This is a genomic window from Halobacillus litoralis (genome assembly GCF_009856445.1).
GTDB classification, from domain to species: Bacteria; Bacillota; Bacilli; order Bacillales; family Halobacillaceae; genus Halobacillus; species Halobacillus litoralis.
This window is the reverse complement of sequence record NZ_WMFA01000015.1, coordinates 16,052-42,168: the sequence shown is the minus strand read 5'-3', so window position 1 is coordinate 42,168 and position 26,117 is coordinate 16,052. Positions and strand designations below refer to the sequence as shown.

Below are 26,117 nucleotides of genomic sequence, written 5' to 3'. Positions count from 1 at the left end.
CTCTCTATAACCAGTAAATCGTCTCTTTTCTATTTATCTCTAAATCTGATTTATTTAAGGTTGTCTTGTAGTTCTGAAAGCAGCATTTGTGCGCCTTCCTTGCTCAGGACTAGGTTGCCGTTTGCCAGTTTCATATTTTCATCAGAAACTTCCCCTGTGACATGGCAAGTCATGTTGGGCTTATATTTCTTTAGAACGATACGGTCATCGTCCACATAAATCTCCAACGCGTCCTTTTCGTTAATGCCTAGTGTGCGGCGGAGTTCGATCGGAATAACCACGCGACCGAGCTCGTCGACTTTACGTACAATACCTGTAGATTTCATATTTCTGTCTCCCCTCAATCAAAAGTTTAGCTGTCATGTTTCGACATATGTCTCGACAATATAGTACCAACCATTCCCAGACGTGTCAATTACTTAAAAAGGGATTAGAATTTCCAATTCCACATACTGGTGCAGGTATTGAAAATGGGTGAGTGGAGCGATTCATCCAGGCCTCTTTCCATCTCTACCCATCCCTTTCATCCCATATCTGGTTGGTTTATCCAACCTATCTATATACATTTTATTTTACCAGAGTATTTACATATGTGAAATTATAATGTTTGGTTCTTTTGACAGTTTTACGTAAAATTCGGTATATTTTAATGTTAGGAATGGAAATAAAGAAGATAAATCGATAGAATGATACCATGACCTTTTATGACACATGGTAGGAAGATTTTGAGGAGGGAAAAGAATGCCTGAGGAAAATAAGACGTTTTATATAACGACACCTATTTATTACCCTAGTGGTAATTTGCATATTGGACATGCCTATACGACCGTAGCGGGTGATGCGATGGCACGCTACAAACGTTTACGGGGATATGATGTCATGTATTTGACCGGAACGGATGAGCATGGACAGAAGATCCAGCGGAAGGCAGAAGAAAAAGGGGTCTCTCCACAAGCATACGTGGATGATATTGTGAGCGGGATTAAGCAATTATGGGATAAACTCGATATTTCCTATGATGACTTTATTCGTACCACACAGGATCGTCACAAAGTAGTCGTAGAGAAAATTTTTGATTACTTAATGAAAAAAGGCGACATTTATTTGGATGAGTATGAAGGATGGTATTGTACCCCGTGCGAGTCCTTTTTCACAGAACGTCAGCTTGAAGACGGCCGCTGTCCGGATTGTGGCGGTGAAGTAGAAAAAGTAAAAGAAGAATCCTACTTCTTCAAGATGAGCAACTATGTGGATCAATTGCTTGAGTTCTATGAGAAGAATCCGAAATTCATCCAACCGGAAAGCCGTAAAAATGAAATGATCAATAACTTCATTAAACCAGGTCTTGAAGACTTGGCTGTATCCCGGACGACATTCGATTGGGGAATTGGAGTACCCGGAAATGAGAAGCACGTCATTTACGTATGGATTGATGCGTTGAGCAACTACATTACCGCGCTTGGCTATGAGAGTGATGATGATTCCAAATATCAAAAATACTGGCCGGCAGATGTTCAGCTTGTAGGGAAGGAAATTGTCCGTTTCCATACCATCTATTGGCCAATCATGCTGATGGCTCTTGATCTGCCTTTGCCGAAGCAGGTATTTGCCCATGGCTGGATCTTAATGAAAGATGGAAAAATGTCCAAGTCCAAGGGGAACGTTGTGGATCCGGTCCAGTTGAGTGATCGTTATGGTCTGGATGCTCTACGCTACTACTTGCTTCGCGAAGTACCATTCGGTTCTGATGGGGTGTTTACACCAGAAGCATTCGTTGAACGTACGAACTATGACCTTGCGAATGACCTTGGGAACCTACTGAACCGTACAGTCGCGATGATCAGTAAGTATTTCGAGGGTGAAATTCCAGCTCTGAAACTAAGGGAAGATGAGTTTGATGAAAGCCTTGAAAAACTGGCCCAGGAGACGAGAATCTCTGTAGAAGATTCTCTTGAGAACATGGAGTTTTCTGTGGCTCTTGCAGATCTTTGGAAATTCGTCAGTCGTACGAATAAATATATCGATGAAACACAGCCGTGGGTTCTGGCTAAAGATGAAAACCAAAAAGACCGACTGGGTAATGTCATGGCCCACCTGGCTGAATCGCTTCGTCAAATAGCTGTGATGCTTCAGCCGTTCTTGACGCAGACGCCTGAGCGAATCTTCCAGCAGCTCGGAGTAACAGCAGATGAGCATAAAGCATGGGAAAGCCTCAGCGAATTTGGAATTCTTCCAGCTGGAACGAAGGTACAAAAAGACCAGCCGATTTTCCCTCGTCTCGATGCGGAAGAGGAGACGCAAATCATCAAAGACATGATGAAGAAGTCAGCTCCTCCAAAAGAAGAGAAAAAAGAGGAGAAAACGGAGCAAGTGGAAGAAGTGACCATCGATGATTTCATGAAGCTTGATTTCCGGGTTGCGGAAGTAACGAAAGTCGACAAGGTGAAGAAAGCAGACAAGCTGCTTAAAATTCAATTGGACCTCGGTTATGAGCAGCGCCAAGTCGTTTCCGGTATCGCTGAACACTACACTCCGGAAGATCTTGTTGGAAGGAAAGTCATTTGCGTCGCCAATTTGAAACCGGTCAAACTCCGCGGGGAATTGTCTGAAGGGATGATTCTTGCTGGTGAAGACGACAATGGTTTATCTTTGGCATCTGTGGATCAGTCGTTGAAGAATGGGACGAAAGTGAAATAACACGCCAATAAAAAGGGAAAGCTCTCCATAGTGCTTTCCCTTTTTTTACATGACGATTAATTGATGAAGGTGGGAAAATGAATGTTGTTTGATACGCACGTCCACTTGAATGCAGATCAGTTCGAAGAGGACTTGGAAGAAACGATTGAAAGAGCTCAAGAAGCTGGTGTTCAGTATATGACCGTTGTAGGCTTCGATAGGAAAACGATCCCGAAAGCGATGGAAATCGCCGAGCGGTATGAAAACATCTATGCCGCTGTAGGCTGGCATCCGGTTGATGCTATTGATATGACGGATGAGGACCTTCAATGGATTGAGGAATTGTCTCAGCACCCTAAAGTCGTCGCGATAGGGGAAATGGGATTGGATTACCATTGGGATAAATCACCGAAAGACGTGCAAAAAGAAGTGTTTCGTAAACAGATCCGTCTCGCAAAGAAGGTGAAGATGCCGATCATCATCCACAATCGTGAGGCGACAGATGATATCGTTGAAGTCCTAAAGGAAGAGAATGCAGCTGAAGTCGGCGGCATCATGCATTGTTACAGTGGGCCTGTAGAAATTGCGCAGGAATGCATTGATATGAACTTCATGATTTCCTTAGGCGGTCCTGTCACCTTTAAGAATGCAAAATTACCGAAAGAGGTGGCCAAAGCGGTGGATCTTAAGCATTTGTTAGTAGAAACGGACTGCCCGTTCCTGGCTCCGCATCCGAACCGCGGGAAGCGAAATGAACCTGCCTATGTGAAGCTTGTTGCGGAACAAATTGCAGAGTTGAAGGGAATTTCGTATGAAGAGGTGAGTGAAACCACAACTTCGAATGCTCTCGAATTCTTTGGAATCCAGTCGCAATAAAGGGGACCTTGGAGGGTATATTACAAAATTCGCCCAATTGTATGGGAACTGTAACACGTTTGTTATGTTAATTGACTAGGTATAATAGCATAATAGAGGAGTCAGTGATGGTCATGCTGGCTCCTCTATTTTTTTGTAAAGAGGATCCATTTGACATGAGTTTGTCACTTGACTACAATAAAACGCGTGCTTTAGAAAGGAGGCCAAAGGATGAAAATAGGAAAATTGTTAAAATCAGCCATTAGTCACATGATGGTATGGGCAACTGTGATTGCCGTCCTATGCATCGCCTTTTTAGTAACCGTTTCGTATGAAGCTACTAAAGCTTCTGTGCAAGTGACACAAAATGGGCAGAAAGAACTGATACGCACTCATGCTGATACTATTGATGAATTATTATCAGAGCTCGATGTCACTGTCCAACAACACGATGAATTATCACATAACTTATCCGATCCGGTTGAGTATGGAATGGATGTCTCATACATAGCATCTAAGTCTATCAATCTAGCCATCGATCGAAACCATACAGAAGAATACTTTACAACAGCCTCGACAGTGGAGGAATTCTTTGAGCAGGAGGATCTTGATTTCAAAGAGCGGGATGAATTATCCCATGATCCGGATGCTCTCATTGAAGATGGCATGGACATTAAAGTCCAACAGGCCTTCCAAGTGAACGTCAATGATGGAGGAGACTCCAAAAAAATCTGGACGACCGCATCCACGGTCGACGAGTTGTTTCAAGAAGAGGGGATTACTCTGAGCGAATTGGATGAGTTGAACCTCAATGAGGAAGAAGAGCTATCCTCTGATAAAAAGGTCATGATTACCAGAGTCGAGAAAGTGACCGACGTTGTCGAAGAAGAAGTTGACTTTACAGTGGAAACAAAGAAAGACAACTCTCTTCCAAAAGGGGAAAAGAAAGTCGTTTCCAGTGGAGAAAAAGGGTTGATTACGAAGGAATATGAAGTAATCTTGAAAAACGGTGAGGAAGCCAGCCGTGAACTAATTAAGGAAACGGTGGAAGAAGAGAGTAAGACAAAAGTGGTTGCTCTTGGTACGAAAGTGGAGAAGAAAGCGACAGTTGCTGCTTCAAGCCCGTCAAGTTCTTCAAATGCATCAAGCTCTTCCCGCTCTTCCTCAAGTCAAGCATCTACGACGGTATCGCGAAACGATACAAGTGGAGCGAAGACCTTATATATGCATGCAACGGCCTACACCGCAAACTGTGCAGGATGTTCGGGCATTACGGCTACAGGCATCAACTTGAAAGCGAATCCGAACAAAAAAGTCGTAGCGGTCGATCCTAGTGTCATTCCGCTTGGGAGCCGCGTCTGGGTAGAAGGGTACGGCTATGCCATTGCTGGAGACACAGGTGGAGCTATTAATGGAAATCGTATCGATTTATTCGTTCCTTCCAGGAGCGAGGCTCTTAATTTCGGCTCCCGTAATGTAAAAGTGAAAATATTGGATTAATGGAGATAGCAGAGGAATCGTTCCTCTGCTTTTTTCCGTGTATAGAGTCATGGTATGCTATGGAAAGATGAAGAAGGGAACGCAACAGGAGGAAAGTACGTGAAAATTAAAGAAGTGATTGTGGTGGAAGGGAAAGATGATACCGCCCGAATTAAATCTGCCGTGGACGCAGATACCATTGAAACGAATGGATCAGCGATTGATGAGCACGTTCTTGAACAAATCAAACATGCACAGGATAAAAGAGGGGTCATTATCTTTACAGATCCCGATTATCCTGGAGAGCGGATCAGGCATATCGTAAGCCAGCATGTACCTTCATGTAAGCATGCTTTTTTACCGAAACATCGTGCACGTGCCAAACATGACAAAGGCATTGGCATCGAACATGCATCGATTGCTGATATTCAGGAAGCCCTGTCTGCGGTATATGAACTAGTGGATATCCGGGAAGGTGAAATTGAAAAAGCCGATCTCGTCGACTACGGACTCATCGGAGGTCCGAAAGCCTCCAAGCGCCGGGAGAAATTGGGGGTCTCCCTCAAAATTGGCAAAACGAATGGAAAACAGTTGTTAAAACGATTGAATATGTTCCACATTACGTCCCACCAGCTAAATGAAGCGATGGATCAGATCATACAGGAGGAAAGAAATGAACAGTAAAGCAGTAGCCACACCAACAAGAACGAAAGAAATTTTGCAGAATTATGGATTCTCATTTAAGAAAAGCCTGGGGCAAAACTTTCTCATTGATGTTAACATTTTAAAAAATATCATTGCAGAAGCTGGAATTGACCGTTCAGCGAGTGCGATAGAGATCGGACCTGGCATCGGGGCTTTAACAGAACAGCTGGCCCAGCACGCCGACCGTGTCGTAGCCTTTGAAATCGACCAGCGCCTCCTTCCGATTTTGAAAGAAACTCTTGGGGCCTATGACAATGTCGAAGTCATTAACCAGGATATTCTCAAAGCGGATGTTGCCCGTGTAATCGCTGATCATTTCAACCCTGATCAACCCGTCCGTGTCGTAGCTAACCTTCCTTATTATATTACGACACCTATTCTGATGAAACTTCTGATGGATCGACTGCCCATTGACAGCATAACGGTCATGATTCAGAAAGAAGTGGCGGATCGCATGGCTGCTGAACCAAATACGAAAAGTTACGGTTCTCTTTCCATTGCCGTTCAGTATTATACAGAAGCAAATGTCGTCTTGAATGTCCCTAAGACCGTCTTTATGCCTCAACCGAATGTGGATTCTTCTGTACTACATTTGGAAATGAGAGAGAAGCCACCTGTTGAGGTGGAAGATGAAGAATTCTTCTTCGACGTTGTGAAAGCAACGTTCGGGCAACGTAGAAAAACTTTGATGAACAACTTAGCCCGTCATTTCAAAGGGGAAATGGATAAGGAAGAGCTTAGAAATCGACTTGAAAAGGTCAATATCGATCCATCTCGACGCGGGGAATCTTTATCCATGCAGGAATTCGCAGATCTAGCCAACGTTTTATATAAGTGACTGTAAATAGACACAAAGCCCATGTTCACACATACACTACAGTAGTGTATAGAGTGAGGTGGGGAAGTGATGATATCAAGTGGAGACCTTGTAACACGGAAATCCTATCAGCACGACATCATTTTTCGAGTGAAGTCAGAGAAGGGACCACTCTTAAAATTGATGGGCGAATATATAAGACTTGAGGCCGACGCCCCTCTCGATGATCTTGAAAAAGTAACCGGAGCTGAGTATCACCGTAGAAAAAGTGAAGTCGATGAGAAGGAAGCCTATTCCTACCGTTTATTTCGGCAAGATTACAGACTCCTAAAAGAAAAAAGGGAAGCAGAAGCAGGGAGTGGGTATGCCAATCAAAAAGAAACGAACTATTTTCAAATCCCTCCCCGAATTCTTCATATAGATGGAGATCCATTGTTTTTGAAAAAGTGTATTGCTTTATATGAACAACTAGGGTTGCAAGTTCATGGACAATACCTTCACGAAAAAGAAATGCCGAACCAAGTCCTGTCTCTAATAGAAAAAGTGCACCCGGAAATTGTCGTTTTGACGGGACACGACTCCTACTCCAAAGCGAAAGGAACTGTCAGGGAGTTGGAGTCTTATCGTCATTCCAAGTACTTTGTAGAAGCTGTCAGGAACATAAGAAGAAAATATCCCAATTTCGATCAAATGGTCGTCTTTGCTGGTGCCTGCCAATCTCATTTTGAATCCATTATCAGGGCTGGAGCCAACTTTGCGAGCTCACCTGCCCGGGTTAACATTCACGCCATTGACCCGGTCTACGTGGCTGCCCGTGTGGCGTATACTTCGTTTATGGACCATATCAACATTTGGGAAGTCATTCGTAATACTATAAGTGGAGAAGATGGCCTAGGCGGAATAGAAACCAAAGGATTGCTCCGCATCGGCATGCCCTACACTGAAAATCAAACAGAAGAAATCCAGGAACCATAAAAAAAGCCGTCATCACGTGATGACGGCTTTTTCTTATTCACCTTCAGCTAAATGGCAGGATTGTGTAAGGCTCAATTTCGAGACTTTTGTTGAGTGGATGGGGCGGAGGGGAATAACTCGCTTTCCGCGGGAGCGCGGTGAGCCTCCTCATGCTGAATCCTTGCGGGGTCTCACCTAGCACTCTTTTCCCGCAGGAGTCTCGCCATTCCCCTCCGCCCCTTAACCAAGGAAGGTTCTCGAAACCACTACTTAAAAATCAGCTTGTATGGTTTTGGGAAAAGGATAATATTAATTCTGCCCAGTGGCATTCAGAAAGTGAAAGCTTGATACAGAAGCTTATCCCACTCTAGATGGGAGAGTGGTGGGCACTCCATCTCGGTATAGGGGGTTCGTTTCTCCCTCATATGAAATGGGTGGTTGGGAAGCTGCGAGACTCCCGTGGGAGAAGGAGATAGGCGAGATCCCGCAGGACGCAGTCCGAGGAAGCTCGGCGCTCCCCCACAGGAAAGCGAGTAGCTTCCCAGCCACCCCTGACCTCAACCCAGGCAACGAACCCAGAAACATCTCGAAACTGAGTCTTCAACTAAAGGGAGCGTTAGCGGAAGAGGAATATGTACGGATTTTAAGGAAATAAAAAAAGCTTACATACTTTTCCTTGAAATGGATAAGCTAACCAGGACCGATTATTTATATCATTCTGTTGCATTGTGAATGCGCAGTTGGTATAATTAATAATTTTATTTGACTTTGTCCTAAGTCTGTGATAAACTAATTTACAGTGAGGTGGAGTGCAGTGGCTAAAACGTTAGTAGAAATCAAGCAATCCCTTGAAGGGCAAATTGGTAAACGCCTAACTTTGAAAGCAAACGGCGGACGTCGTAAAACAATCGAACGATCCGGTGTACTGGCAGAGACATATCCTGCTGTTTTCATTGTAGAGCTGGATCAAGAAGAAAATGCTTTTGAACGTGTATCTTACAGCTATGCAGATGTACTTACAGAGACAGTCGAATTGAACTTCGACGACCTACAGACTATGGCACTTGAGCAGTGAACCAACCGTTTGCTGCTTTTTTATTTTGTCTGCAAAACGGAATATCATTCAAAAAGATAAAGAAGGAATCATTACCATCCTTACATACAACTCCCTTGCTTATCCGTTGCATGTTTCGCACATACTAACTTTGTCGTAGCTTTAGTGAAAGCGAAAGGAGCTGAAGACGATGGGACGTAAGCGCAGCATGATGTCCAACTCGTTGAAAGAAGAAATCGCGAAAGAACTTGGGTTTTACGACAAGGTAGAAAAAGACGGATGGGGCGGCATTTCTGGGCGTGATGCCGGCAATATGGTAAAACGAGCAATTCAAATGGCAGAAGAACAAATGGTGAACAACCAACAGTAAGCTTTTCCCCTGGCGCTTGATGCTCCAGGGGCTTTTTTCCTTTCTCGTGCCCCTCACCAGCCCAACAAATATGGTACAATGCTTTCAGAATCATATGGAAGATGAGGTGCTTGCATGCAAATACTTGAAAAAGCTCCTGCGAAAATTAATTTGTCTCTTGATGTTTTACATAAACGAGCGGACGGGTTTCATGAAGTAGAGATGGTCATGACAACTGTCGATCTTGCCGATCGCATTGAACTGACCCTCCTCTCTGAAGATGAAATCAAAGTGGAATCGGAAAGCCGTTTTGTCCCGAATGATGAACGTAATTTAGCTTACCGTGCGGCACAACTGTTGAAAGATCGTTTTCATGTAACTCAAGGAGTTAAGATCTTTATTGAAAAGAACATCCCTGTAGCGGCCGGGCTTGCTGGAGGAAGCAGTGATGCCGCAGCTGTTCTTCGAGGTGTGAACCGGATGTGGGGGCTGGGTTTGAGCATGGATGAATTGGCGGAACTTGGTTCAGAAATTGGTTCGGATGTTTCTTTCTGTGTACACGGAGGAACGGCGCTTGCGACCGGCCGGGGAGAAAAGATTCAACACCTTCCTGCCCCTCCTCCGTGTTGGGTAGTCCTTTCTAAACCTACGCTTGGTGTATCGACCCAGTCCGTCTATAAGAATCTTGATTTAAGTGCGGCTCACCACCCTGATACCGAAGCCATGGTGAATGCTCTGAAAGATGGAGACTACTCGGGCATTTGTGAGAACGTCGGCAATACACTTGAGGGTGTGACGCTACAAATGCATGAAGAAGTCGGTCAAATTAAAGAGCAGATGAAGCAGGCAGGGGCTGACGCTGTGCTTATGAGTGGAAGTGGTCCGACCGTTTTTTCGCTCGTTGAACATGATGCGCGAGCCCAGAGAATTTATAACAGTCTAAAGGGCTTTTGTACGGAAGTTTTTATGGTTCGTATGCTCGGATACAAAGAACCACTTGATAAATAACGTACGAATTTGTTATATTTAATGAAAACATTCGGATTTAGAGGTGTCTTTGTATGAAAAGAAGCGAAAGACTTGTCGCCATGACTCATTATATTCTCGATCGACCACGTGAGCTTATATCCCTCCCTTTTTTCTCAGAAAAGTACGATGCTGCGAAATCATCCATTAGTGAAGATTTAGGAATAATCAACAAAATGTTCCAACATGAGGGGATCGGCTATTTAGAAACAGTTTCTGGAGCAGCTGGTGGAGTGAAATATATCCCTGCTTTCTCAAAAGAAGAAAGCCATCGTTTTGTTGAAGAATTATGTGAAAAGTTGGAGGACCCCGTGCGGCTCCTGCCGGGTGGCTATTTGTTTATGAGTGACTTGTTAGGTGATCCGGAAACGACACGTAACATCGGCAAGCTGTTCGCTTCTGCTTTTCGCGATAAAGACATCGATGTGGTCATGACAGTTGCGACGAAAGGAATCCCCCTCGCCTACGCTGTCGCTTCCTACTTGAACGTACCCGTAGTGATTGCCAGAAGGGATCCGAAAATTTCTGAAGGGTCAACGGTGAGCATTAACTACGTTTCTGGTTCGACCAGGAAGATACAAACTATGGTTCTAACGAAGAGATCTCTTCCTCAAGGATCAAGAGTCTGTATCATTGATGATTTCATGAAAGCTGGCGGAACCATTAATGGAATGCGGAATTTATTAATGGAATTTGATGCTGAATTAGCAGGAATCGGAGTTCTTGCTGAGGCGGAAGATGAAGAAGAGGACCGCGTCGTGGATGATTATTTATCTGTAGTACAGATTATCAATGCGGATGAACGCAAATCCTCCATTGAAGTCCGACCAGGGAACCTGTTAGAAAACATATAAAATATACTTTGTGAAAAGAGCCCTCATCCTTTTGTATGAGGGCTTTCTTCATGGTTGAACACCTAAATATACAGAATCATAAAAATTTTTTAGAAAAATTAGCAGGATTTTTTCCCGTTTTGTGGAATTTGTCTTACATAAGTTCTTTTGTATAAAAGGTGGTGAATCTAATGGAAGTAACTGACGTAAGACTGCGACGCGTGAATACTGATGGAAGAATGCGAGCAATTGCTTCTATTACCTTGGACCAGGAGTTTGTTGTCCATGACATACGGGTGATTGATGGCAACAATGGACTGTTCGTGGCGATGCCGAGCAAACGCACTCCGGATGGGGAGTTTCGTGACATTGCACACCCGATTAATTCAGGTACTCGTGGAAAGATCCAGGACGCTGTACTTGAAGCTTATCACCGTGCTGGTGATGAGGAAGAAGCTGAGGTGGAATTCGAAGAAGCCGGCGCTTCCTAATACTTACGCACAACAAGAGTCTAACCGAACCAGGTTAGACTCTTTTTTTGGTCAAAGACCCTGGACGGATTTCCGTTTATGTTCCTCCTCTAAATGTTGAAATACATGTTGTATTGAGATATGATTCAAAGTGGATATTTAGGATGGAGGTACGTTCATGACTAATCGATATGCAGTCGTTCTAGCCGCTGGCCAAGGTACACGTATGAAGTCAAAACTTTATAAGGTTTTGCATCCTGTATGTGGAAAGCCGATGGTTCAGCACGTTGTCGACCAATTGAATACATTAGATTTGCAAGAATTGATCACCGTTGTAGGTTTTGGTGCTGAAAAAGTCCAGGATCAGCTGGGTGAAGATAGTCATTATGTCATTCAGGAGGAACAGTTGGGAACAGGCCACGCTGTTTTACAGGCGGATGACATTCTGGCTGATAAAGAAGGGACGACCGTTGTTGTTTGTGGTGATACGCCATTGTTGACAGGGGAGACGCTTCAAAAACTTCTGGATCATCATGATGCAGAAGGGGCGAAGGCTACAGTCCTTACGGCGCATGCTGAAGACCCACACGGGTACGGCCGCGTCATCCGTGGCGGAAATGGCCAGGTTGAACGAATCGTGGAGCAAAAAGATGCGTCTGATGAAGAACAGGCGATTCAGGAAATCAATACAGGTACGTATTGTTTTGATAATGCTATGCTGTTTGATGCACTTAAGAACGTCTCTAATGATAATGTTCAAGGTGAATATTACCTGCCGGACGTCGTTGAAATCCTGAAGGGTCAAGGGGAAACCATCAGTGCCTATCAAACACCGGAGTTTTCGGAATCTCTAGGTGTTAATGATCGTGTGGCCTTGTCAAAAGCAGAAAAGCTAATGAAACAACGAATTAACGAGCAACATATGAGAAACGGGGTTACGCTTGTCGATCCTGAACAAACGTATATCGGTCCAGATGTGATCATAGGAAGAGATGTCGTCATCTATCCTGGAAGCGTTCTTGAAGGTGCAACGAGCATTGAAGACGATGCGGTAATAGGCCCTCATTCTACCATTACAAACTGTTATGTGGGCAGTGCAACGATTATTAAGCAGAGTGTCGCTGCCGATAGTAAGATCGGCTCCCGTGTCCAAATTGGACCTTTTGCCCACATCCGCCCGCAATCCTCTCTAGGTGATGATGTGAAAGTCGGAAACTTTGTGGAAGTGAAAAAGGCTTCCTTCGGCGATGGAAGCAAAGCTTCTCACCTAAGCTATATCGGGGATGCTGAGGTTGGAAGTGGTGTCAACATCGGTTGTGGAACCATTACGGTGAACTACGATGGTGAGAACAAGCATTTGACGACGATTGAAGATGATGCATTCATCGGATGCAATTCAAACTTAATTGCTCCTGTCACCGTAGGAAAAGGAGCTTATGTAGCTGCGGGCTCCACGATTAACCAGGATGTCCCGTCCGAAGCTTTGTCGATTGCCCGTTCCCGCCAGACGAACAAAGAAGGCTATGCAAGTAAAATGAAATCGATCAAAAAAGATTAACGGAGGGTTCCATCCATGGCAACTGGATATAAGGATTCAAAACTGAAAGTATTCTCACTCAACTCAAATCCTGAGTTAGCGAAAGAGATTGCTGATAACATCGGAGTCGAACTAGGTAAATGTACAGTCACGAGCTTTAGTGACGGAGAGATTCAAATCAATATTGAAGAAAGTATCCGTGGGTGTGATGTGTATGTAGTTCAATCTACATGTGAGCCCGTCAACCAGCACATCATGGAACTCCTGATCATGATCGATGCTCTAAAACGTGCGTCAGCAAGATCCATCAATATTGTCATGCCTTATTACGGTTATGCTAGACAAGACAGAAAAGCCCGTGCCCGTGAGCCGATTACAGCTAAATTGATTGCTGATCTTCTTGAAACGGCAGGAGCTTCCCGCGTCTTAATGCTTGATCTGCACGCACCGCAAATCCAAGGATTCTTCAACCTGCCGATTGATCACCTGGTCGGGGTTCCGATTCTATCCGACTATTTTGAGGAGAAGAATTTTGAGGATGTTGTCATCGTATCTCCAGACCATGGGGGAGTAACACGTGCCCGTAAAATGGCGGATCGTTTGAAAGCTCCTATTGCCATCATCGATAAGCGTCGTCCGCGTCCAAACGTTGCGGAAGTCATGAACATCGTCGGTAACATCGAAGGCAAGACGGCCATTTTAATTGATGACATTATTGATACAGCTGGTACGATTACACTGGCGGCCAACGCTCTTGTCGAGAACGGTGCCAAAGAAGTGTTTGCTTGCTGTACGCATCCGGTTCTTTCAGGACCTGCGATCGAGCGTATCGATAATTCGAAAATTAAAGAGCTTGTGGTTACCAACACGATTCCACTAGGTGAAGAAAAATCGAGCGAGAAAATCACCGAGCTTTCTGTAGCCGGCTTAATCAGTGAAGCTATTGTCCGTGTCCATGAACGTCAATCCATTAGTATTTTATTTGACTAATTTTACGTAATTAGGTTTAACTCTTGTTTTTAACGGGAAACTGAAATAATGATTGGTAAATTACTGGAGGTTGATTAATTTGGCTATTACATTAAAAGCAAATCAAAGACAAAATCTCAAGCAATCTGTAACCCGTGAAATCCGCTTGGAAGGAAACATTCCTAGTGTCGTATACGGGAAGGATAAAGAACCGATCACGGTTGCTGTTAACAGCATAGAGTTACTTAAAACCGTTCGTGATGAAGGTAAGAACGCGATTATCTCTCTTGATATTGAAGGAAAAGAGACCGTGGATGTCATGCTCCATGAATATCAAGTCGATCCATTGAAAGATGAATTAATCCACGCAGACTTCTACGTTGTAAACATGTCTGAGGAAATGGATGTCGAAGTTCCTGTACACTTAGAAGGTGAAGCGGCAGGAAGTAAAGAAGGCGGCGTCGTTCAGCAGCCACTTTACGATTTGGCGGTTCGTGCCAAGCCACGCGATATCCCTGAGGAAATCGTTGTTGACATTTCTGAACTGAATATCGGTGACAGCATCATGGTCGGTGACTTGAAAGAGTCCAAAAACTATGAGATTACCGAAGATGAAAATACGACGATCGTATCCGTAACTCCTCCGGAAGAAATGCCGGAAGAAGAGCCGGAAACAGATACTGATGCTGAACCTGAAGTCATTAATGAGAAATCAGAGGACGCAGAAGAAGATTCTGAAGAAAAAGAAGAGTAATTGGAAACATTCGAAGGGCGTGGCCAAGAAGCCGCGCCCTTTTTAATCGTTCAACTTCCTACAGTCATAAGTCAATCAATGGTTTTAAACAAGTATTATAACTGTTGATGGGCTTATGCTCTTGGTGTACCCAAATTTCATCATTGTCCGGTTTAAGAACCAGGGTTAAGGGGATTGTATAAACACACGACAGGTTAGGCGCAAGTTTTTGTAAGGATGGAACGCATTTTGACATCTTTCCGCGTTTCCTTTTGATATAATGAATCAATAGTATAAAGACAGAAAAGGAAGTTATGTATGAAGTGTATTGTAGGACTTGGAAATCCAGGGAAGAAGTATGAAGACACCCGACACAATATCGGGTTTATGATTATAGATGAATTGGCTTCACGAAATCAGTGGGCTTTGAACCAGAAAAAATTCAATGGTTTATTCACAATGGAGCGTTTCAACGGAGAGAAAGTAATCCTTTTGAAACCTCAAACGTACATGAATTTGTCAGGGGAAGCCCTTCGGCCTTTGATGGACTTCTACGATATTGATATCGAAGATGTATTAGTGGTTTATGATGATTTGGATCTGCCACCAGGAAAAATTCGTTTGCGGAAAAAAGGCGGCCATGGCGGTCACAATGGCATTCGCAATATCATCGATCAGCTGGGAACAAAAGAGTTCAAACGACTGCGCGTCGGTGTAGGGCGTCCGGAAGGTTCAAAAACCGTGATTGATCATGTGTTAGGTGGCTTCTCCAAAGAAGAACAAATATCAGTGAAAGAAAGCATTGATGATTCTGTAAAAGCTTGTGAAGCTTGGATAGAGCGACCGTTTAACGAAGTGATGAATGATTTCAATGTGAAGTGACGGGATCATCGAGTTCGTATAACAGTCCCGAATGACGGTAAAACTATCTACCATCAACCCTTCAAGGAGGATGGAAATGAAAATACGTTATTTTTGCCGTCATTGTGAAAACCAGGTCGGAGAATTAGATGCGAAACATGTGGATGTGTCCCAGTTGGGCTTTGATATATTAAATGATCAGGACCAGGAGCAGATGGTTCATATGACAGCGAGCGGTGATATGAACATTCGAACCATTTGTGACTCGTGCAAAGAATCATTAGACGACAATCCACATTACCATGAGCTTGACTTTTTTATACAGTAAATCTTGATTTCTGATGGGATCGGAAATCTGGGTGGTGGAGGAATTCGTTATGCAAGGTATTAAGGATTATTTATTTCCACAGGATGACATTCATTCTGTTGTCGAAGGTTTTAAATCGGGGATGAAGGAACAAATGGTGGCTGGTTTGTCCGGGGCTTCACGAAGTCTAATGGTTTCCATGCTTCAAGAGTCTTTGGAACGACCAGTCATCATCGTGACTCATCAACTGATTCAAGCACAACAATTGTATGAGGATATGCAAGAATTGACCGATGCAGACCAGGTTCACCTGTATCCGGTCAATGAACTGATTGCATCAGAAATCGCCGTTGCGAGTCCTGAACTAAGGAGCCAGCGAATCGACGCGTTAAGTCAGTGGCTGTCTCAGGAAAAAGGGATTTTAATTGCACCTGTGGCTGCACTAAAACGAATGATGCCACCGAAATCTTACTGGGAGCAAAGTCAGCTCCCTTTTCGTGTTGGGGAAGAAATTAATCTCGACAAGTACTTAGAACGCTTAGTGAACATGGGGTATGACCGTACAGAGATGGTGGCCACACCAGGGGAGTTTTCTTTGCGTGGGGGAATCATGGATGTGTACCCACTGACCGCAGAGTTTCCGTTTCGGATTGAGTTGTTTGATACAGAAGTGGACTCGATTCGGACGTTTGATTCCGAAACACAACGGTCCCATGACAAATTGGAGGCTGTCCAGATTGGGCCGGCTACGGAACTGTTGCTCAAGGACGAGGATTTTGCCAGAGCCCATGATCGTCTGGAGAACGCCTTGAGCCATTCTTTGAAGAAACTAACCAAACAGGATGCGAAAGAGACACTCGCTCAAGTAGTCGAGCATGACTTGGATCTTTTAAAGGCGAAAGAGCATTTCCAGGAAATTTATAAGTACATTGGATATTTCTACGAAGAACCTGTCAGTCTACTAGACTACCTGCCTGAAACAGGTCTTGTCATTCTGGATGAAATGAGCCGAATCCAGGAGACGGCCAATCGTCTCGACCAGGAAGAAGCAGAATGGCACAACAGTATGCTGGAAGCCAACCAGACCGTGCGCGAACTTAACCTTTCTTTCGACTGGCAGGATGCTTGGATGAAAATCGAACATCCTCGTCTTTATCTGTCTGTTTTTATGAGGCACATACCCAATACGCAACCGCAGAATATCGTGAATATCTCGAGTCGTCAGATGCAGCAGTTCCATGGCCAGATGAATTTATTGAAAAATGAAATGGATCGCTGGGAAAAGCAGGATTTCTCTGTCGTGATCCTCGCTCCCGATGAAAACAGAAAGTCCAAGATCGAAGGTGTCCTTCGTGACTATGATATGGAAGCGGTCATTGCGGAAGGGGACGTCCAGCTTCCGTTGGTGAAGCCGACCATTATCACGGGTAATATCAGTCATGGGTTCGAATGGCCGATGCATAAGCTTGCGGTCATGACTGAAAATGAACTGTTCAAGAAAAGAACCGCCAAACCGAAACGGAAACAGAAAATGTCGAACGCCGAGCGGATTAAGAACTATCAGGAATTGAAGGTCGGCGATTATGTCGTCCATGCCAGCCATGGGATTGGAAAGTATCTAGGGATTGAAACATTGAAAATGGCTGGGAACCATAAAGATTTTCTGATGGTCAATTACTCTGGAAATGACAAGCTGTATGTGCCAATTGACCAAATTGATCTGATCCAAAAATATGTGGGGTCGGAAGGAAAAGAACCGAAAGTTTATAAGCTTGGCGGCAGTGAGTGGAAAAAGGTCAAGAGCCGGGTCCAATCTTCAGTCGAAGATATCGCTGATGATTTAATTCAGCTTTATGCTGAACGCGAAGCCTCCAAAGGATTTGCCTTCAGTGAAGATGGAGAAATGCAGAAAGACTTTGACGCAGCCTTCCCTTATGAAGAAACGGAAGATCAAATCCGTTGTATTGAAGAAATCAAATCGGATATGGAACGCGTGCGTCCGATGGACCGGCTGCTTTGCGGAGATGTAGGTTATGGAAAAACAGAAGTCGCGATTCGCGCAGCTTTTAAAGCGATTGTCGATGGAAAACAAGTAGCCTTGCTGGTGCCTACAACCATTCTTGCCCAGCAGCACTATGAGACTCTTCAAGAGCGTTTCCAGGGCTTTGGGATTAACATTGGACTAATGAGCCGTTTCCGTACGAAAAAGCAGCAGAAAGAAACGACCGATCGTCTAAGGAAGGGTCTTGTCGATGTGGTGGTAGGAACCCATCGAATTTTATCCAAAGATATGCAGTTCAAGGACTTAGGGCTGTTAATCGTCGATGAAGAGCAACGTTTCGGAGTGAAACACAAAGAGAAAATCAAACAGTTGAAAAACAATGTCGATGTGTTGACGTTGACGGCGACTCCGATCCCGAGAACCTTGCACATGTCCATGCTTGGTGTCAGAGATTTGTCTGTCATTGAAACACCACCGGCCAACCGTTTCCCTATTCAGACGTATGTGCTTGAATATAATCCGATTTTCCTCCGGGAAGCGGTGGAACGGGAGATGGCCCGGGGCGGTCAGGTATTTTTCCTCTTCAATCGTGTGGAAAACATCGAACGGATGGCTCAGCAAATTGCTGAGCTTGTCCCGGAGGCTAGGGTCACTTCTGCCCATGGACAGATGAATGAGACCGAACTTGAGAATGTCATGTTTTCCTTCCTGGAAGGGGAATTTGATGTGCTTGTCAGTACGACGATTATTGAAACGGGGGTCGATATTCCGAATGTGAATACCCTCATTGTTTATGATGCGGACCGTATGGGACTAAGTCAGCTTTATCAATTGCGAGGACGTGTCGGAAGGTCGAACCGGGTGGCCTATGCGTATTTCACTTATCAAAAGGACAAAGTGCTGACAGAAGTGGCCGAGAAACGGTTGCAGGCGATAAAAGAATTTACCGAGCTCGGTTCCGGGTTCAAAATCGCCATGCGTGATTTGTCTATTCGTGGAGCGGGGAACCTTTTAGGAGCCCAGCAGCACGGGTATATTGATTCTGTCGGATTCGATATGTATTCCCAGATGCTAAAAGACGCCATAGAAGCGAAAAGACAAGGGAAAGAGCCGGAAAGTATTCAGCCGTTCCAACCGGAGCTTGATATGATGCTGGATGCTTATATTCCCGATGAATACATCGCTGATGAAAAGCAGAAAATCGATATGTACAAATTGTTCCAGGCGATTGAAACAGTCGAGGATATCCATGACTTGCGTGATGAATTGATCGACCGGTTCGGCGATTACCCGCAAGAGGTGGATAACTTGTTCCGCGTTTCTTCTATTCGTCTGCAAGCAAAACGTTCAAGGATTGAGAGCGTGACAGAGAAGAAAAGGAAAATCGAAATGTTGATGGAAGCTGAGCAAAGTCAGCAGATCGATGGAACAAAACTGTTCGAATTTGCAAATAAATACGGGCGTATGGTTCAACTAGGGACAGAAGATTCCCAATTGAAGGTAACCTTTACATGGGACCGTAAGACAGAATTCAAACGGTATGAGCTTGTCGAAGAATTTATCAGCAAGCTTCCGGAGATGATGAGAGAAGTATCAACCGCCTAATTGCACCTCATCCCTTAACAGGGATGAGGTTTTTCTTATCTATTCACGCTTCCTCTGCACCCGGTGAAATCCAGGTCCGGATCCCAGACACTCGAGACATAAGTCAATCCCCTCCATGGAGAAAGACCACTCTATTGCGTGTCTTGTCTTATGCTTGTCGTGTCTAAACGGTCGCCTCCACATCCGGTGAGATCCAGTTCCGGTGCCTAGCTTCTCGAGGTCATATGCAAATCATCTTTGTGAGGAAGAAGCACCTCACAAAAGATGCTTCGCATATGCTTGTCGAAGCTGCCCAAGGCACCTCCACATTCCAAATCGTCCAGTTCCAGCTCCCAGACACTCGAGACATAAGTCAATCCCCTCCATGGAGAAAGACCACTCCATTGCGTGTCTTGTCTTATGCTTGTCGTGTCTAAACGATCGCCTCCACATCCGGTGTTTACATTTTTTATGAAAAAATCCATCCAAAGGGTGTATAGGTTTTTATTGCTGTATCATACTATCTTTAATCACCCGCTTGTTCTGCTTGCGCTTCAACAGGTATAGATAGGCAGTCATCACAGAAAAGGAGGCAGCATATAGAATGAAAGCAACTGGTATTGTACGCCGTATTGATGATTTAGGACGTGTTGTTATCCCGAAAGAGATCCGCCGTACGCTGAGGATCCGTGAAGGTGATCCTTTGGAGATTTTTGTAGACCGTGAAGGTGAAGTGATACTTAAGAAATATTCACCTATTAGCGAGTTGGGTGATTTTGCAAAAGAGTACGCAGAAGCGCTCAGTGAGTCTTTAGAAGCTCCTGTGTTGATTTGCGATCGTGATGAGTATATAGCGGTGGCGGGAAGTGCGAAAAAGGATTATATGAACCGATCGATCGGATCTAAGATTGAAGAAGTCATGGATTCGAGAACAATGTCATTTGAGAAGCATCCGGAGCCGGTTGAATTGACTCGGGGTCAGGAAGAAGATGTGATATCATATCTTATTTATCCTATCATTGCGCAAGGAGATCCCATCGGCTGCGTCGTCGCCTTCAATAAAGAAGGTTCTCCATTAGAAGACGGGGTCAGTAAAGCTGTACAGACAGCCGCTAGTTTTTTAGCCAAACAAATGGAGTAGCAAGTAAGGTCAGATCCAAGCGGGTACGGGGTCTGACCTTTTCCTATGATATAATGAATGTTCTGAATACATATATATTAGAAAGGGTCCAATATGACCAAATTACGTTCACGCTCTGTTTTACAAGGAGCATTCATTCTAACACTAGCCGGATTGATCAGTAAGGTCATAAGTGCGGGGTATCGTGTCCCCCTTCAAAACTTAACAGGAGATCTTGGCTTCTATGTCTATCAGCAAGTGTATCCCATTCTCGGCATTGCTCTGATCCTTGCCCTGTATGGTTTTCCAGCAGCCATTTCCAAAATCGTTTCCGACATCGATGATCAATCATCGCCTCTATCTGTTCCATCGTTTTATATCCCTGTTTTCTTGTGGGTGATGATGGCATCTGGATTGATTTTTATGGCTGGATTTTTATCGTCTCCGTGGATTGCTTCTGTAATGGGAGATGAAAAACTAACCACTTCTTTAAAGTCGGCGTTTGCTGTTTTTCTCCTTGTTCCTTTTGTAGCGGTTGTTCGAGGTACATTTCAAGGACAGAATAATATGGGCCCTACAGCTGTATCACAAATTATCGAACAAGTCCTCAGAGTCGGAATCATCATTGGTTCTGCTGTTTTAATCATGAAGGGAACGGACGTTTACACCATAGGAATAGGGGCGTCGCTAGGTTCATTGGCAGGCGCAGGAGCTGCGTTTTTGTTTCTTTTTTATTGGTTGATGAAAAAGGGGGACATGTGGACATGGAGAAGGTGGGATCATGGTATCTCCTATAAACGGACCATTTTCCTGCATGGCACCCTGATTTGCTTAAACTACATGCTGCTCTTATCTTTACAGCTCGTTGATGCATTGACATTGGTCCCGAACCTCCTGAAATCAGGGATAGCGCTTGAAGATGCGCGTATGTGGAAAGGGGTGTTCGATAGAGGGCAGCCTCTCATTCAACTGGGTACGGTGCTTGCATCATCGCTCGCTCTCGCTCTAATTCCTTCTGTCACGAGATCAAGGTTGAAGCAGAATCCTGCGAAAGTGAAAAAATCGGTGGTGAGCGCCGTGAAGATGACCGTCTTCCTTTGTGTTGGAGCCACGGCTGGGCTGATCTTCTTATTTCCGGCCATCAACCAGTCCTTTTTCCAGGATGATCAAGGAACGGGAGCTTTAAGAATCCTGATGCTTGTCATCCTTGGCAGTTCTCTTTCCATTACCCTCTCTTCCATATTGCAGGGATTAGGTTATATGAAACAAACAGCCATGATGATCGCAGGGGGACTGATTATTAAATGGGTTGGAAACAAGGTCTTTATTCCTTTTTGGGATTTAGAAGGAGCAGCAATTGCCTCGGTGATGGCTGTCGCTTTTGTTTTAATCGGAAATGTCGTAACCTTAAGACATGAAGTTCCTTGGGGAAAATGGACCACCCTCCCCTGGAAAGGGATCCTGATTTCTCTTGGAGGAATGATGTTCGGACTATGGCTGGCTAAAATGCTCGCCTTCCTTGTTTTTAATTTAGATACAAGGTTGTCTTTATTCCTGTACACATTGTTTGTTACAGGATTTGGTGCTTTGATTTATGCTGTCCTTCTTCTCAGAACGGGCAGCTTCACAAATGAAGAATTAGATGTCATACCTTTTCGTAAGGTCGTATGGAAGCTTTCGCCGAAAGGAATGAACCAATGAATACCATAACAATCATCGGACTTGGAGCTGCGGATTTAGAGCAGCTTCCGCTCGGGGTTTACCGTGAACTGACCCAAAATCAATCCCATCTCTATGCACGAACCCTCGATCACCCAGTCATCCAAGCGCTGCAAAATGAAGGAATCACATTTGAAAGTTTTGATTCTGTCTATGAATCCCATGATCAATTTGGAGATGTGTACACAGAAATCGCCTCCCGTCTTCTTACCTTTTCCGGTGGACAGGACGTAACCTATGTCGTCCCTGGCCATCCTATGCTTGCTGAACGGACGGTTCAATTACTGATTCAAGCGAGAGACAGAGGGGAAGTCCTCCTCGATATTAAAGGTGGTCAAAGTTTTCTTGATGCCACGTTCACCGCGCTTGAAATCGACCCAATCGAGGGGTTTCAGTTTGTAGATGCTACAGATTTGAAGCGGGAAGAGCTTCAGTTTTTGAATCATATCATCCTCTGTCAGGTGTATGATTCGTTAGTGGCTTCGGAAGTGAAATTGACATTGCTGGAAGATCTACCGGCTGATTACCCCGTAACCATAGTGACAGCCGCTGGAAGTGAACATGAAAAGCTTACCACGGTTCTTCTTGAAGAGCTGGACCGCCGCGTCGAAGTGAATAATTTAACCAGTGTGTATATCCCCCCTGTTAAAAAAGATGATCTCAATCACCAATTTTTCCGCCTGAGAGAAGTCATCAAGATTCTGAGAAGTCCGGAAGGCTGTCCTTGGGATCGCAAACAAACGCACGAATCACTAAGGAAATATATGATTGAAGAAGCCTATGAGTTTATTGATGCTGTTAACCGCATGGATGATGACCATATGGTTGAAGAGCTTGGGGATGTGCTGCTTCAAGTCATGCTGCACAGCCAAATCGGGGAAGATGAAGGATATTTTACAATCGACGACGTAATAGTATCCATAACGGAAAAAATGATTCGCAGACACCCTCATGTTTTTGGTGAAATCACAGTGGATTCATCCGATGAAGTGGTCACTAACTGGGAGGCAATTAAAGCAGAGGAAAAAGGGCAGCAGCCTGATTCTATCCTTGATTCCGTGCCCGAGAGTTTTCCGGCCCTTCTTCAAGCGGAAGAGTTGCAGAAGAAGGCAGCTAAAGTAGGGTTTGATTGGGATACTGTTGATCCTGTCATTGAAAAAGTTGAAGAAGAATGGAAGGAATTCAAGGAAGCACGCGATTCGGACGACCGAGAAGAGATGGAAAAAGAATTCGGAGATTGGCTGTTTGCCATTGCTAATCTTTCCAGGCACTACAAGATCAGTAGTGAAAATGCTTTGCAGCGGACGAACCGTAAATTCAGAACCCGTCTTTCATCCATGGAAAAGGATGCTCATACAGAAGGACGCCAATTAAGAGACTATGATTTAGATTCATTAGAGGAATTATGGGTAAAAGCGAAAGAAAAACATAAAGGAGCGGAATGACACATGCGTTTGGATAAATTTTTGAAGATCTCCCGTTTAATTAAAAGACGTACACTTGCGAAAGAAGTAGCGGATCAAGGGCGTATCAGCATCAATGGTGCCCAAAGTAAAGCAGCAAGTAACGTAGCGGTCGGAGATGAACTGACCATTCAATTCGGACAGAAAGTACTGACGATTGAAGTGAAATCATTAAAAGAGAATGTCACGAAAAATGAAGCGACGACTCTTTATGAGATTAAAAAAGAAGAGCCCGTCAATCAATCCTGACACAACCACTGCCGGAAACGGCAGTGGTTCTTTTCTGGCATTTATATACTTCTTTTATATGCCTGACCCCGGCATAGAACTCATTAGTGCCAGGCATCGCCTGCGTGTATAAGGGTGCCAGGCACCGGAAAGCTTTTAGTCGGGCCGGTCCGAGGCGCTTCCCCATTCTAAAGTTCTAATCTCCTCTTTTTTCTCATAGCTTGTACTAGAGAAGGGGGCTGTGATGAGATGGAAGGTTATGAAAAGAATCAAGGGATACGCAGTCAGCAACCGGTGGAGCATAATGTGAAAGTATGGAATAGAAGAAATATAGAAATCTCAGGGGTGAAAGAGGTGGATAGCTTCGATAGTGAAGAATTCCTCCTGCAGACATCGATGGGGTATCTTGTGATCCGCGGTCAAAACCTGCAAATGAAAAACCTCGACCTGGATTCTGGAGTCGTCTCCATTAAAGGAAAAATGTATGAAATGACCTACTTGGACGAGCATCAAGGGGAGAAAGCTAAAGGTCTGTTTAGCAAGCTGTTCAAATGACCCTCACCACTCAGTTCATTACGATCGTTGCCATGATCGGGGGAGGGATGTTCGTCGCCGCATCGTTGGATACATTTGAACGCTTTTTCGGAAAAAGAAAAAAGGGATGGCTTGAAATCATTTATCAGTTGAGCTTTTGGCTCTTTCAAGCCGCTTTTCTCTTTTATTTATTATACCTCGCCAATTATGGAGAGTTGAGGGTGTATGTTTTCGTGGCGATTGTTTGTGGATTTGCTGCGTATCGTGCATTGTTTCAGAACCTTTACTTAAGAACACTTGAAATGTGGATCCGAATCAGCATGGCTGTTTTCCGTTTCTTGAAGAAGACAGTCTATTATTTGATTTTCATCCCCGCGAAATCCATCATTTTCCTTATAATTTCTTTACTTCTTGGCGTTTATAAGATACTTTTAAAGGGTACTATTATATTGTTTCTTGTCGTATTTTATCCGATCCGGCTAATTTTTCGAATCATTTGGCGACTTCTGCCGAAAAACATGAAAAAATACTTAAGGGATTTAGCAGGGTTTCTGGATAAAATGAAGAATACAATGAACAATTGGATGAAACGAATCAAGAAGTAAAGGAGGCCTACTTTCATGGCAAAGAGACAAACGGAGTCTGTGGCACGTATGGATTCTACATACATGAAGCACTACGATGCCTATATGGACAGACACCAACGTAAGAAAAAGCGATTAGTCCGCCGTCTCGTAATGTTTGCCCTGTTAGTGTCGATCGTTGCTGGCTCCATGGTGTTTTATTCTATGAAACAACAGTCCTTGTATGCAGATAAGCAGGAGAAATACGACCAGTTGCAGCAAGAGATGACCGCTTTGAAAAAAGAGGAAAAAGGTTTAGAGCAGGAAATTGAACTTCTTAAAGATGAAGAGTATGTGCTGCAGATTGCGCGGACGAACTATTTCTTCTCAAAAGAAGGAGAAATTATATTTAAAATGCCTAATGAGGACCCGTCATATTGACACTCTTTTCAAAGCTTATATATAATATATAAGAAGGATAATTTTTTTATCGAAAACTTAAGGAGGAGCATTTTTTTTATGTCAATTGAAGTAGGCAGCAAGCTGCAGGGTAAGGTAACGGGTATCACTAATTTCGGAGCGTTCGTCGAGCTTCCAGATGGTAAGACGGGGCTAGTTCACATTAGTGAAGTTGCCGATAACTACGTAAAAGATATTAATGAGCATTTAAGCCAGGGAGACCAGGTGGATGTGAAAGTCATTAATGTCGGAGATGATGGGAAGATTGGTCTTTCCATTAAGAAAGCAAAAGAGAACTACGGTCGTCGCCCACAGAAACCTCGTAAGCCGGCTGAATCATTCGAACAGAAAATGAACCGTTTTATCAAGGATAGTGACGAGCGACTAGCATCACTGAAGAAGCACACGGAATCCAAACGTGGAGGTCGAGGTGCTAAAAGAGGATAGCTTGCTGTCTAGGACAATGAGTAAAAGGTGCACGTCTTCATAAATAAAAAGCAGATCCATAACGGATCTGCTTTTTTGTATGCCATCATTTCCTCCACTAAAGCTCCCTTTAGTGGAAGACTCAGTTTCGAGACTTTTGTTGGGTGGATCGGGCTGCGGGGAATAGCTCGCTTTCCGCGGGAGCGCGGTGAGCCTCCTCGGACTGCGTCCTGTGGGGTCTCACCAAGCACTTTTTTCCCGCAGGAGTCTCGCCATTCCCCTCCGCCCCTTTGCTATATAACTATCTCGAAACCACTTTCCAACCTTCAGCTTTTCAGTTTGATGAGAGTATAAGGATGAAGCTCCCATGCCGGGGTGATTGAACCCTAAAAGC

The 26,117-nt window shown here is 44.2% G+C and carries 26 protein-coding genes; 25 read left to right on the top strand and 1 reads right to left on the bottom strand.

Going from position 1 to position 26,117, the window contains the following annotated elements; genetic code table 11:
* Positions 1 to 50: 50 nt before the first annotated feature.
* Complete coding sequence (gene abrB / locus GLW00_RS19390) at positions 51 to 326, bottom strand: transition state genes transcriptional regulator AbrB (protein ID WP_075038313.1); 276 nt, start codon at positions 324 to 326, stop codon at positions 51 to 53.
* Between the two features lie 415 nt (positions 327 to 741).
* Between abrB and metG the strand changes: the two genes are divergently transcribed.
* The 25 genes from metG to GLW00_RS19265 all read left to right on the top strand — a co-directional run bounded on the left by metG (position 742) and on the right by GLW00_RS19265 (position 25,744).
* Positions 742 to 2,697, top strand: a complete 1,956-nt coding sequence (metG, locus tag GLW00_RS19385; protein ID WP_160916824.1) for a methionine--tRNA ligase — start codon at positions 742 to 744, stop codon at positions 2,695 to 2,697.
* Positions 2,698 to 2,778: 81 nt separating this feature from the next.
* Complete coding sequence (locus GLW00_RS19380) at positions 2,779 to 3,552, top strand: TatD family hydrolase (protein ID WP_160916822.1); 774 nt, start codon at positions 2,779 to 2,781, stop codon at positions 3,550 to 3,552.
* Positions 3,553 to 3,762: 210 nt separating this feature from the next.
* Complete coding sequence (locus GLW00_RS19375) at positions 3,763 to 5,031, top strand: G5 and 3D domain-containing protein (RefSeq protein WP_160916820.1); 1,269 nt, start codon at positions 3,763 to 3,765, stop codon at positions 5,029 to 5,031.
* A gap of 99 nt (positions 5,032 to 5,130) precedes the next feature.
* Positions 5,131 to 5,694: a ribonuclease M5 gene (gene rnmV, locus GLW00_RS19370; protein ID WP_160916818.1), complete on the top strand. Its 564-nt coding sequence runs from the start codon at positions 5,131 to 5,133 to the stop codon at positions 5,692 to 5,694.
* Positions 5,684 to 6,553 carry a 16S rRNA (adenine(1518)-N(6)/adenine(1519)-N(6))-dimethyltransferase RsmA gene (gene rsmA, locus GLW00_RS19365; RefSeq protein ID WP_160916816.1) on the top strand — a complete coding sequence of 290 codons (870 nt, stop codon included), beginning with the start codon at positions 5,684 to 5,686 and terminating at the stop codon, positions 6,551 to 6,553. Before rnmV ends, rsmA begins: the two co-directional genes overlap by 11 nt.
* Positions 6,554 to 6,622: 69 nt before the next feature.
* Positions 6,623 to 7,507: a sporulation peptidase YabG gene (yabG, locus tag GLW00_RS19360; protein ID WP_202412580.1), complete on the top strand. Its 885-nt coding sequence runs from the start codon at positions 6,623 to 6,625 to the stop codon at positions 7,505 to 7,507.
* Positions 7,508 to 8,300: 793 nt separating this feature from the next.
* Positions 8,301 to 8,561 (top strand): biofilm formation stimulator Veg, encoded by a 261-nt coding sequence (veg, locus tag GLW00_RS19355; protein WP_035511778.1) that lies wholly within the window; start codon positions 8,301 to 8,303, stop codon positions 8,559 to 8,561.
* Positions 8,562 to 8,730: 169 nt separating this feature from the next.
* A complete protein-coding gene (locus GLW00_RS19350) occupies positions 8,731 to 8,910 on the top strand; it encodes a small, acid-soluble spore protein, alpha/beta type (RefSeq protein ID WP_160916812.1) in 180 nt (59 codons plus the stop codon).
* Between the two features lie 114 nt (positions 8,911 to 9,024).
* Positions 9,025 to 9,897 carry a 4-(cytidine 5'-diphospho)-2-C-methyl-D-erythritol kinase gene (ispE, locus tag GLW00_RS19345; protein ID WP_160916811.1) on the top strand — a complete coding sequence of 291 codons (873 nt, stop codon included), beginning with the start codon at positions 9,025 to 9,027 and terminating at the stop codon, positions 9,895 to 9,897.
* Positions 9,898 to 9,950: 53 nt separating this feature from the next.
* Positions 9,951 to 10,769, top strand: a complete 819-nt coding sequence (gene purR, locus GLW00_RS19340; protein ID WP_160916809.1) for a pur operon repressor — start codon at positions 9,951 to 9,953, stop codon at positions 10,767 to 10,769.
* A 170-nt stretch (positions 10,770 to 10,939) separates the two neighbouring features.
* A complete protein-coding gene (spoVG, locus tag GLW00_RS19335) occupies positions 10,940 to 11,239 on the top strand; it encodes a septation regulator SpoVG (protein ID WP_075038302.1) in 300 nt (99 codons plus the stop codon).
* 157 nt (positions 11,240 to 11,396) lie between these two features.
* On the top strand, positions 11,397 to 12,776 hold the full coding sequence (gene glmU / locus GLW00_RS19330) for a bifunctional UDP-N-acetylglucosamine diphosphorylase/glucosamine-1-phosphate N-acetyltransferase GlmU (protein WP_160916807.1): 1,380 nt from the start codon (positions 11,397 to 11,399) through the stop codon (positions 12,774 to 12,776).
* Between the two features lie 15 nt (positions 12,777 to 12,791).
* Positions 12,792 to 13,745, top strand: coding sequence for a ribose-phosphate diphosphokinase (locus tag GLW00_RS19325; protein WP_146818732.1), 954 nt, complete (start codon positions 12,792 to 12,794; stop codon positions 13,743 to 13,745).
* Positions 13,746 to 13,824: 79 nt separating this feature from the next.
* Complete coding sequence (locus GLW00_RS19320; RefSeq protein WP_160916805.1) at positions 13,825 to 14,478, top strand: 50S ribosomal protein L25/general stress protein Ctc; 654 nt, start codon at positions 13,825 to 13,827, stop codon at positions 14,476 to 14,478.
* A 297-nt stretch (positions 14,479 to 14,775) separates the two neighbouring features.
* Entirely contained in the window at positions 14,776 to 15,339 is a 564-nt protein-coding gene (gene pth, locus GLW00_RS19315; protein ID WP_160916803.1) for an aminoacyl-tRNA hydrolase, read from the top strand.
* A 76-nt stretch (positions 15,340 to 15,415) separates the two neighbouring features.
* On the top strand, positions 15,416 to 15,646 hold the full coding sequence (gene fin, locus GLW00_RS19310; RefSeq protein ID WP_160916801.1) for an anti-sigma-F factor Fin: 231 nt from the start codon (positions 15,416 to 15,418) through the stop codon (positions 15,644 to 15,646).
* A gap of 49 nt (positions 15,647 to 15,695) precedes the next feature.
* Positions 15,696 to 19,232 carry a transcription-repair coupling factor gene (mfd, locus tag GLW00_RS19305; RefSeq protein WP_160916799.1) on the top strand — a complete coding sequence of 1,179 codons (3,537 nt, stop codon included), beginning with the start codon at positions 15,696 to 15,698 and terminating at the stop codon, positions 19,230 to 19,232.
* A 583-nt stretch (positions 19,233 to 19,815) separates the two neighbouring features.
* A complete protein-coding gene (spoVT, locus tag GLW00_RS19300; RefSeq protein WP_089654593.1) occupies positions 19,816 to 20,352 on the top strand; it encodes a stage V sporulation protein T in 537 nt (178 codons plus the stop codon).
* A 93-nt stretch (positions 20,353 to 20,445) separates the two neighbouring features.
* Entirely contained in the window at positions 20,446 to 22,032 is a 1,587-nt protein-coding gene (locus GLW00_RS19295) for a putative polysaccharide biosynthesis protein (RefSeq protein WP_160916797.1), read from the top strand.
* Positions 22,029 to 23,495 carry a bifunctional methyltransferase/pyrophosphohydrolase YabN gene (yabN, locus tag GLW00_RS19290; RefSeq protein ID WP_160916796.1) on the top strand — a complete coding sequence of 489 codons (1,467 nt, stop codon included), beginning with the start codon at positions 22,029 to 22,031 and terminating at the stop codon, positions 23,493 to 23,495. Before GLW00_RS19295 ends, yabN begins: the two co-directional genes overlap by 4 nt.
* 3 nt (positions 23,496 to 23,498) lie before the next feature.
* Positions 23,499 to 23,762, top strand: coding sequence for an RNA-binding S4 domain-containing protein (locus tag GLW00_RS19285; RefSeq protein WP_146818725.1), 264 nt, complete (start codon positions 23,499 to 23,501; stop codon positions 23,760 to 23,762).
* A gap of 228 nt (positions 23,763 to 23,990) precedes the next feature.
* Positions 23,991 to 24,296 carry a sporulation protein YabP gene (yabP, locus tag GLW00_RS19280; RefSeq protein WP_160916794.1) on the top strand — a complete coding sequence of 102 codons (306 nt, stop codon included), beginning with the start codon at positions 23,991 to 23,993 and terminating at the stop codon, positions 24,294 to 24,296.
* A complete protein-coding gene (yabQ, locus tag GLW00_RS19275) occupies positions 24,293 to 24,880 on the top strand; it encodes a spore cortex biosynthesis protein YabQ (protein ID WP_160916792.1) in 588 nt (195 codons plus the stop codon). The genes yabP and yabQ overlap by 4 nt, the downstream gene beginning before the upstream one ends.
* 15 nt (positions 24,881 to 24,895) lie before the next feature.
* Entirely contained in the window at positions 24,896 to 25,279 is a 384-nt protein-coding gene (locus tag GLW00_RS19270; protein ID WP_160916790.1) for an FtsB family cell division protein, read from the top strand.
* A gap of 78 nt (positions 25,280 to 25,357) precedes the next feature.
* Positions 25,358 to 25,744: a S1 domain-containing RNA-binding protein gene (locus GLW00_RS19265; RefSeq protein ID WP_089654586.1), complete on the top strand. Its 387-nt coding sequence runs from the start codon at positions 25,358 to 25,360 to the stop codon at positions 25,742 to 25,744.
* Positions 25,745 to 26,117: the final 373 nt, after the last annotated feature.

What these genes read in the sequence shown, in the direction of transcription:
- abrB (WP_075038313.1), bottom strand. Translation starts at nt 326, where the DNA reads ATGAAATCTACAGGTATTGTACGTAAAGTCGACGAGCTCGGTCGCGTG.
- metG (WP_160916824.1), top strand. Translation starts at nt 742, where the DNA reads ATGCCTGAGGAAAATAAGACGTTTTATATAACGACACCTATTTATTAC.
- GLW00_RS19380 (WP_160916822.1), top strand. Translation starts at nt 2,779, where the DNA reads ATGTTGTTTGATACGCACGTCCACTTGAATGCAGATCAGTTCGAAGAG.
- GLW00_RS19375 (WP_160916820.1), top strand. Translation starts at nt 3,763, where the DNA reads ATGAAAATAGGAAAATTGTTAAAATCAGCCATTAGTCACATGATGGTA.
- rsmA (WP_160916816.1), top strand. Translation starts at nt 5,684, where the DNA reads ATGAACAGTAAAGCAGTAGCCACACCAACAAGAACGAAAGAAATTTTG.
- yabG (WP_202412580.1), top strand. Translation starts at nt 6,623, where the DNA reads ATGATATCAAGTGGAGACCTTGTAACACGGAAATCCTATCAGCACGAC.
- GLW00_RS19350 (WP_160916812.1), top strand. Translation starts at nt 8,731, where the DNA reads ATGGGACGTAAGCGCAGCATGATGTCCAACTCGTTGAAAGAAGAAATC.
- ispE (WP_160916811.1), top strand. Translation starts at nt 9,025, where the DNA reads ATGCAAATACTTGAAAAAGCTCCTGCGAAAATTAATTTGTCTCTTGAT.
- purR (WP_160916809.1), top strand. Translation starts at nt 9,951, where the DNA reads ATGAAAAGAAGCGAAAGACTTGTCGCCATGACTCATTATATTCTCGAT.
- spoVG (WP_075038302.1), top strand. Translation starts at nt 10,940, where the DNA reads ATGGAAGTAACTGACGTAAGACTGCGACGCGTGAATACTGATGGAAGA.
- glmU (WP_160916807.1), top strand. Translation starts at nt 11,397, where the DNA reads ATGACTAATCGATATGCAGTCGTTCTAGCCGCTGGCCAAGGTACACGT.
- GLW00_RS19325 (WP_146818732.1), top strand. Translation starts at nt 12,792, where the DNA reads ATGGCAACTGGATATAAGGATTCAAAACTGAAAGTATTCTCACTCAAC.
- pth (WP_160916803.1), top strand. Translation starts at nt 14,776, where the DNA reads ATGAAGTGTATTGTAGGACTTGGAAATCCAGGGAAGAAGTATGAAGAC.
- fin (WP_160916801.1), top strand. Translation starts at nt 15,416, where the DNA reads ATGAAAATACGTTATTTTTGCCGTCATTGTGAAAACCAGGTCGGAGAA.
- mfd (WP_160916799.1), top strand. Translation starts at nt 15,696, where the DNA reads ATGCAAGGTATTAAGGATTATTTATTTCCACAGGATGACATTCATTCT.
- spoVT (WP_089654593.1), top strand. Translation starts at nt 19,816, where the DNA reads ATGAAAGCAACTGGTATTGTACGCCGTATTGATGATTTAGGACGTGTT.
- GLW00_RS19295 (WP_160916797.1), top strand. Translation starts at nt 20,446, where the DNA reads ATGACCAAATTACGTTCACGCTCTGTTTTACAAGGAGCATTCATTCTA.
- yabN (WP_160916796.1), top strand. Translation starts at nt 22,029, where the DNA reads ATGAATACCATAACAATCATCGGACTTGGAGCTGCGGATTTAGAGCAG.
- GLW00_RS19285 (WP_146818725.1), top strand. Translation starts at nt 23,499, where the DNA reads ATGCGTTTGGATAAATTTTTGAAGATCTCCCGTTTAATTAAAAGACGT.
- yabP (WP_160916794.1), top strand. Translation starts at nt 23,991, where the DNA reads ATGGAAGGTTATGAAAAGAATCAAGGGATACGCAGTCAGCAACCGGTG.
- yabQ (WP_160916792.1), top strand. Translation starts at nt 24,293, where the DNA reads ATGACCCTCACCACTCAGTTCATTACGATCGTTGCCATGATCGGGGGA.
- GLW00_RS19270 (WP_160916790.1), top strand. Translation starts at nt 24,896, where the DNA reads ATGGCAAAGAGACAAACGGAGTCTGTGGCACGTATGGATTCTACATAC.
- GLW00_RS19265 (WP_089654586.1), top strand. Translation starts at nt 25,358, where the DNA reads ATGTCAATTGAAGTAGGCAGCAAGCTGCAGGGTAAGGTAACGGGTATC.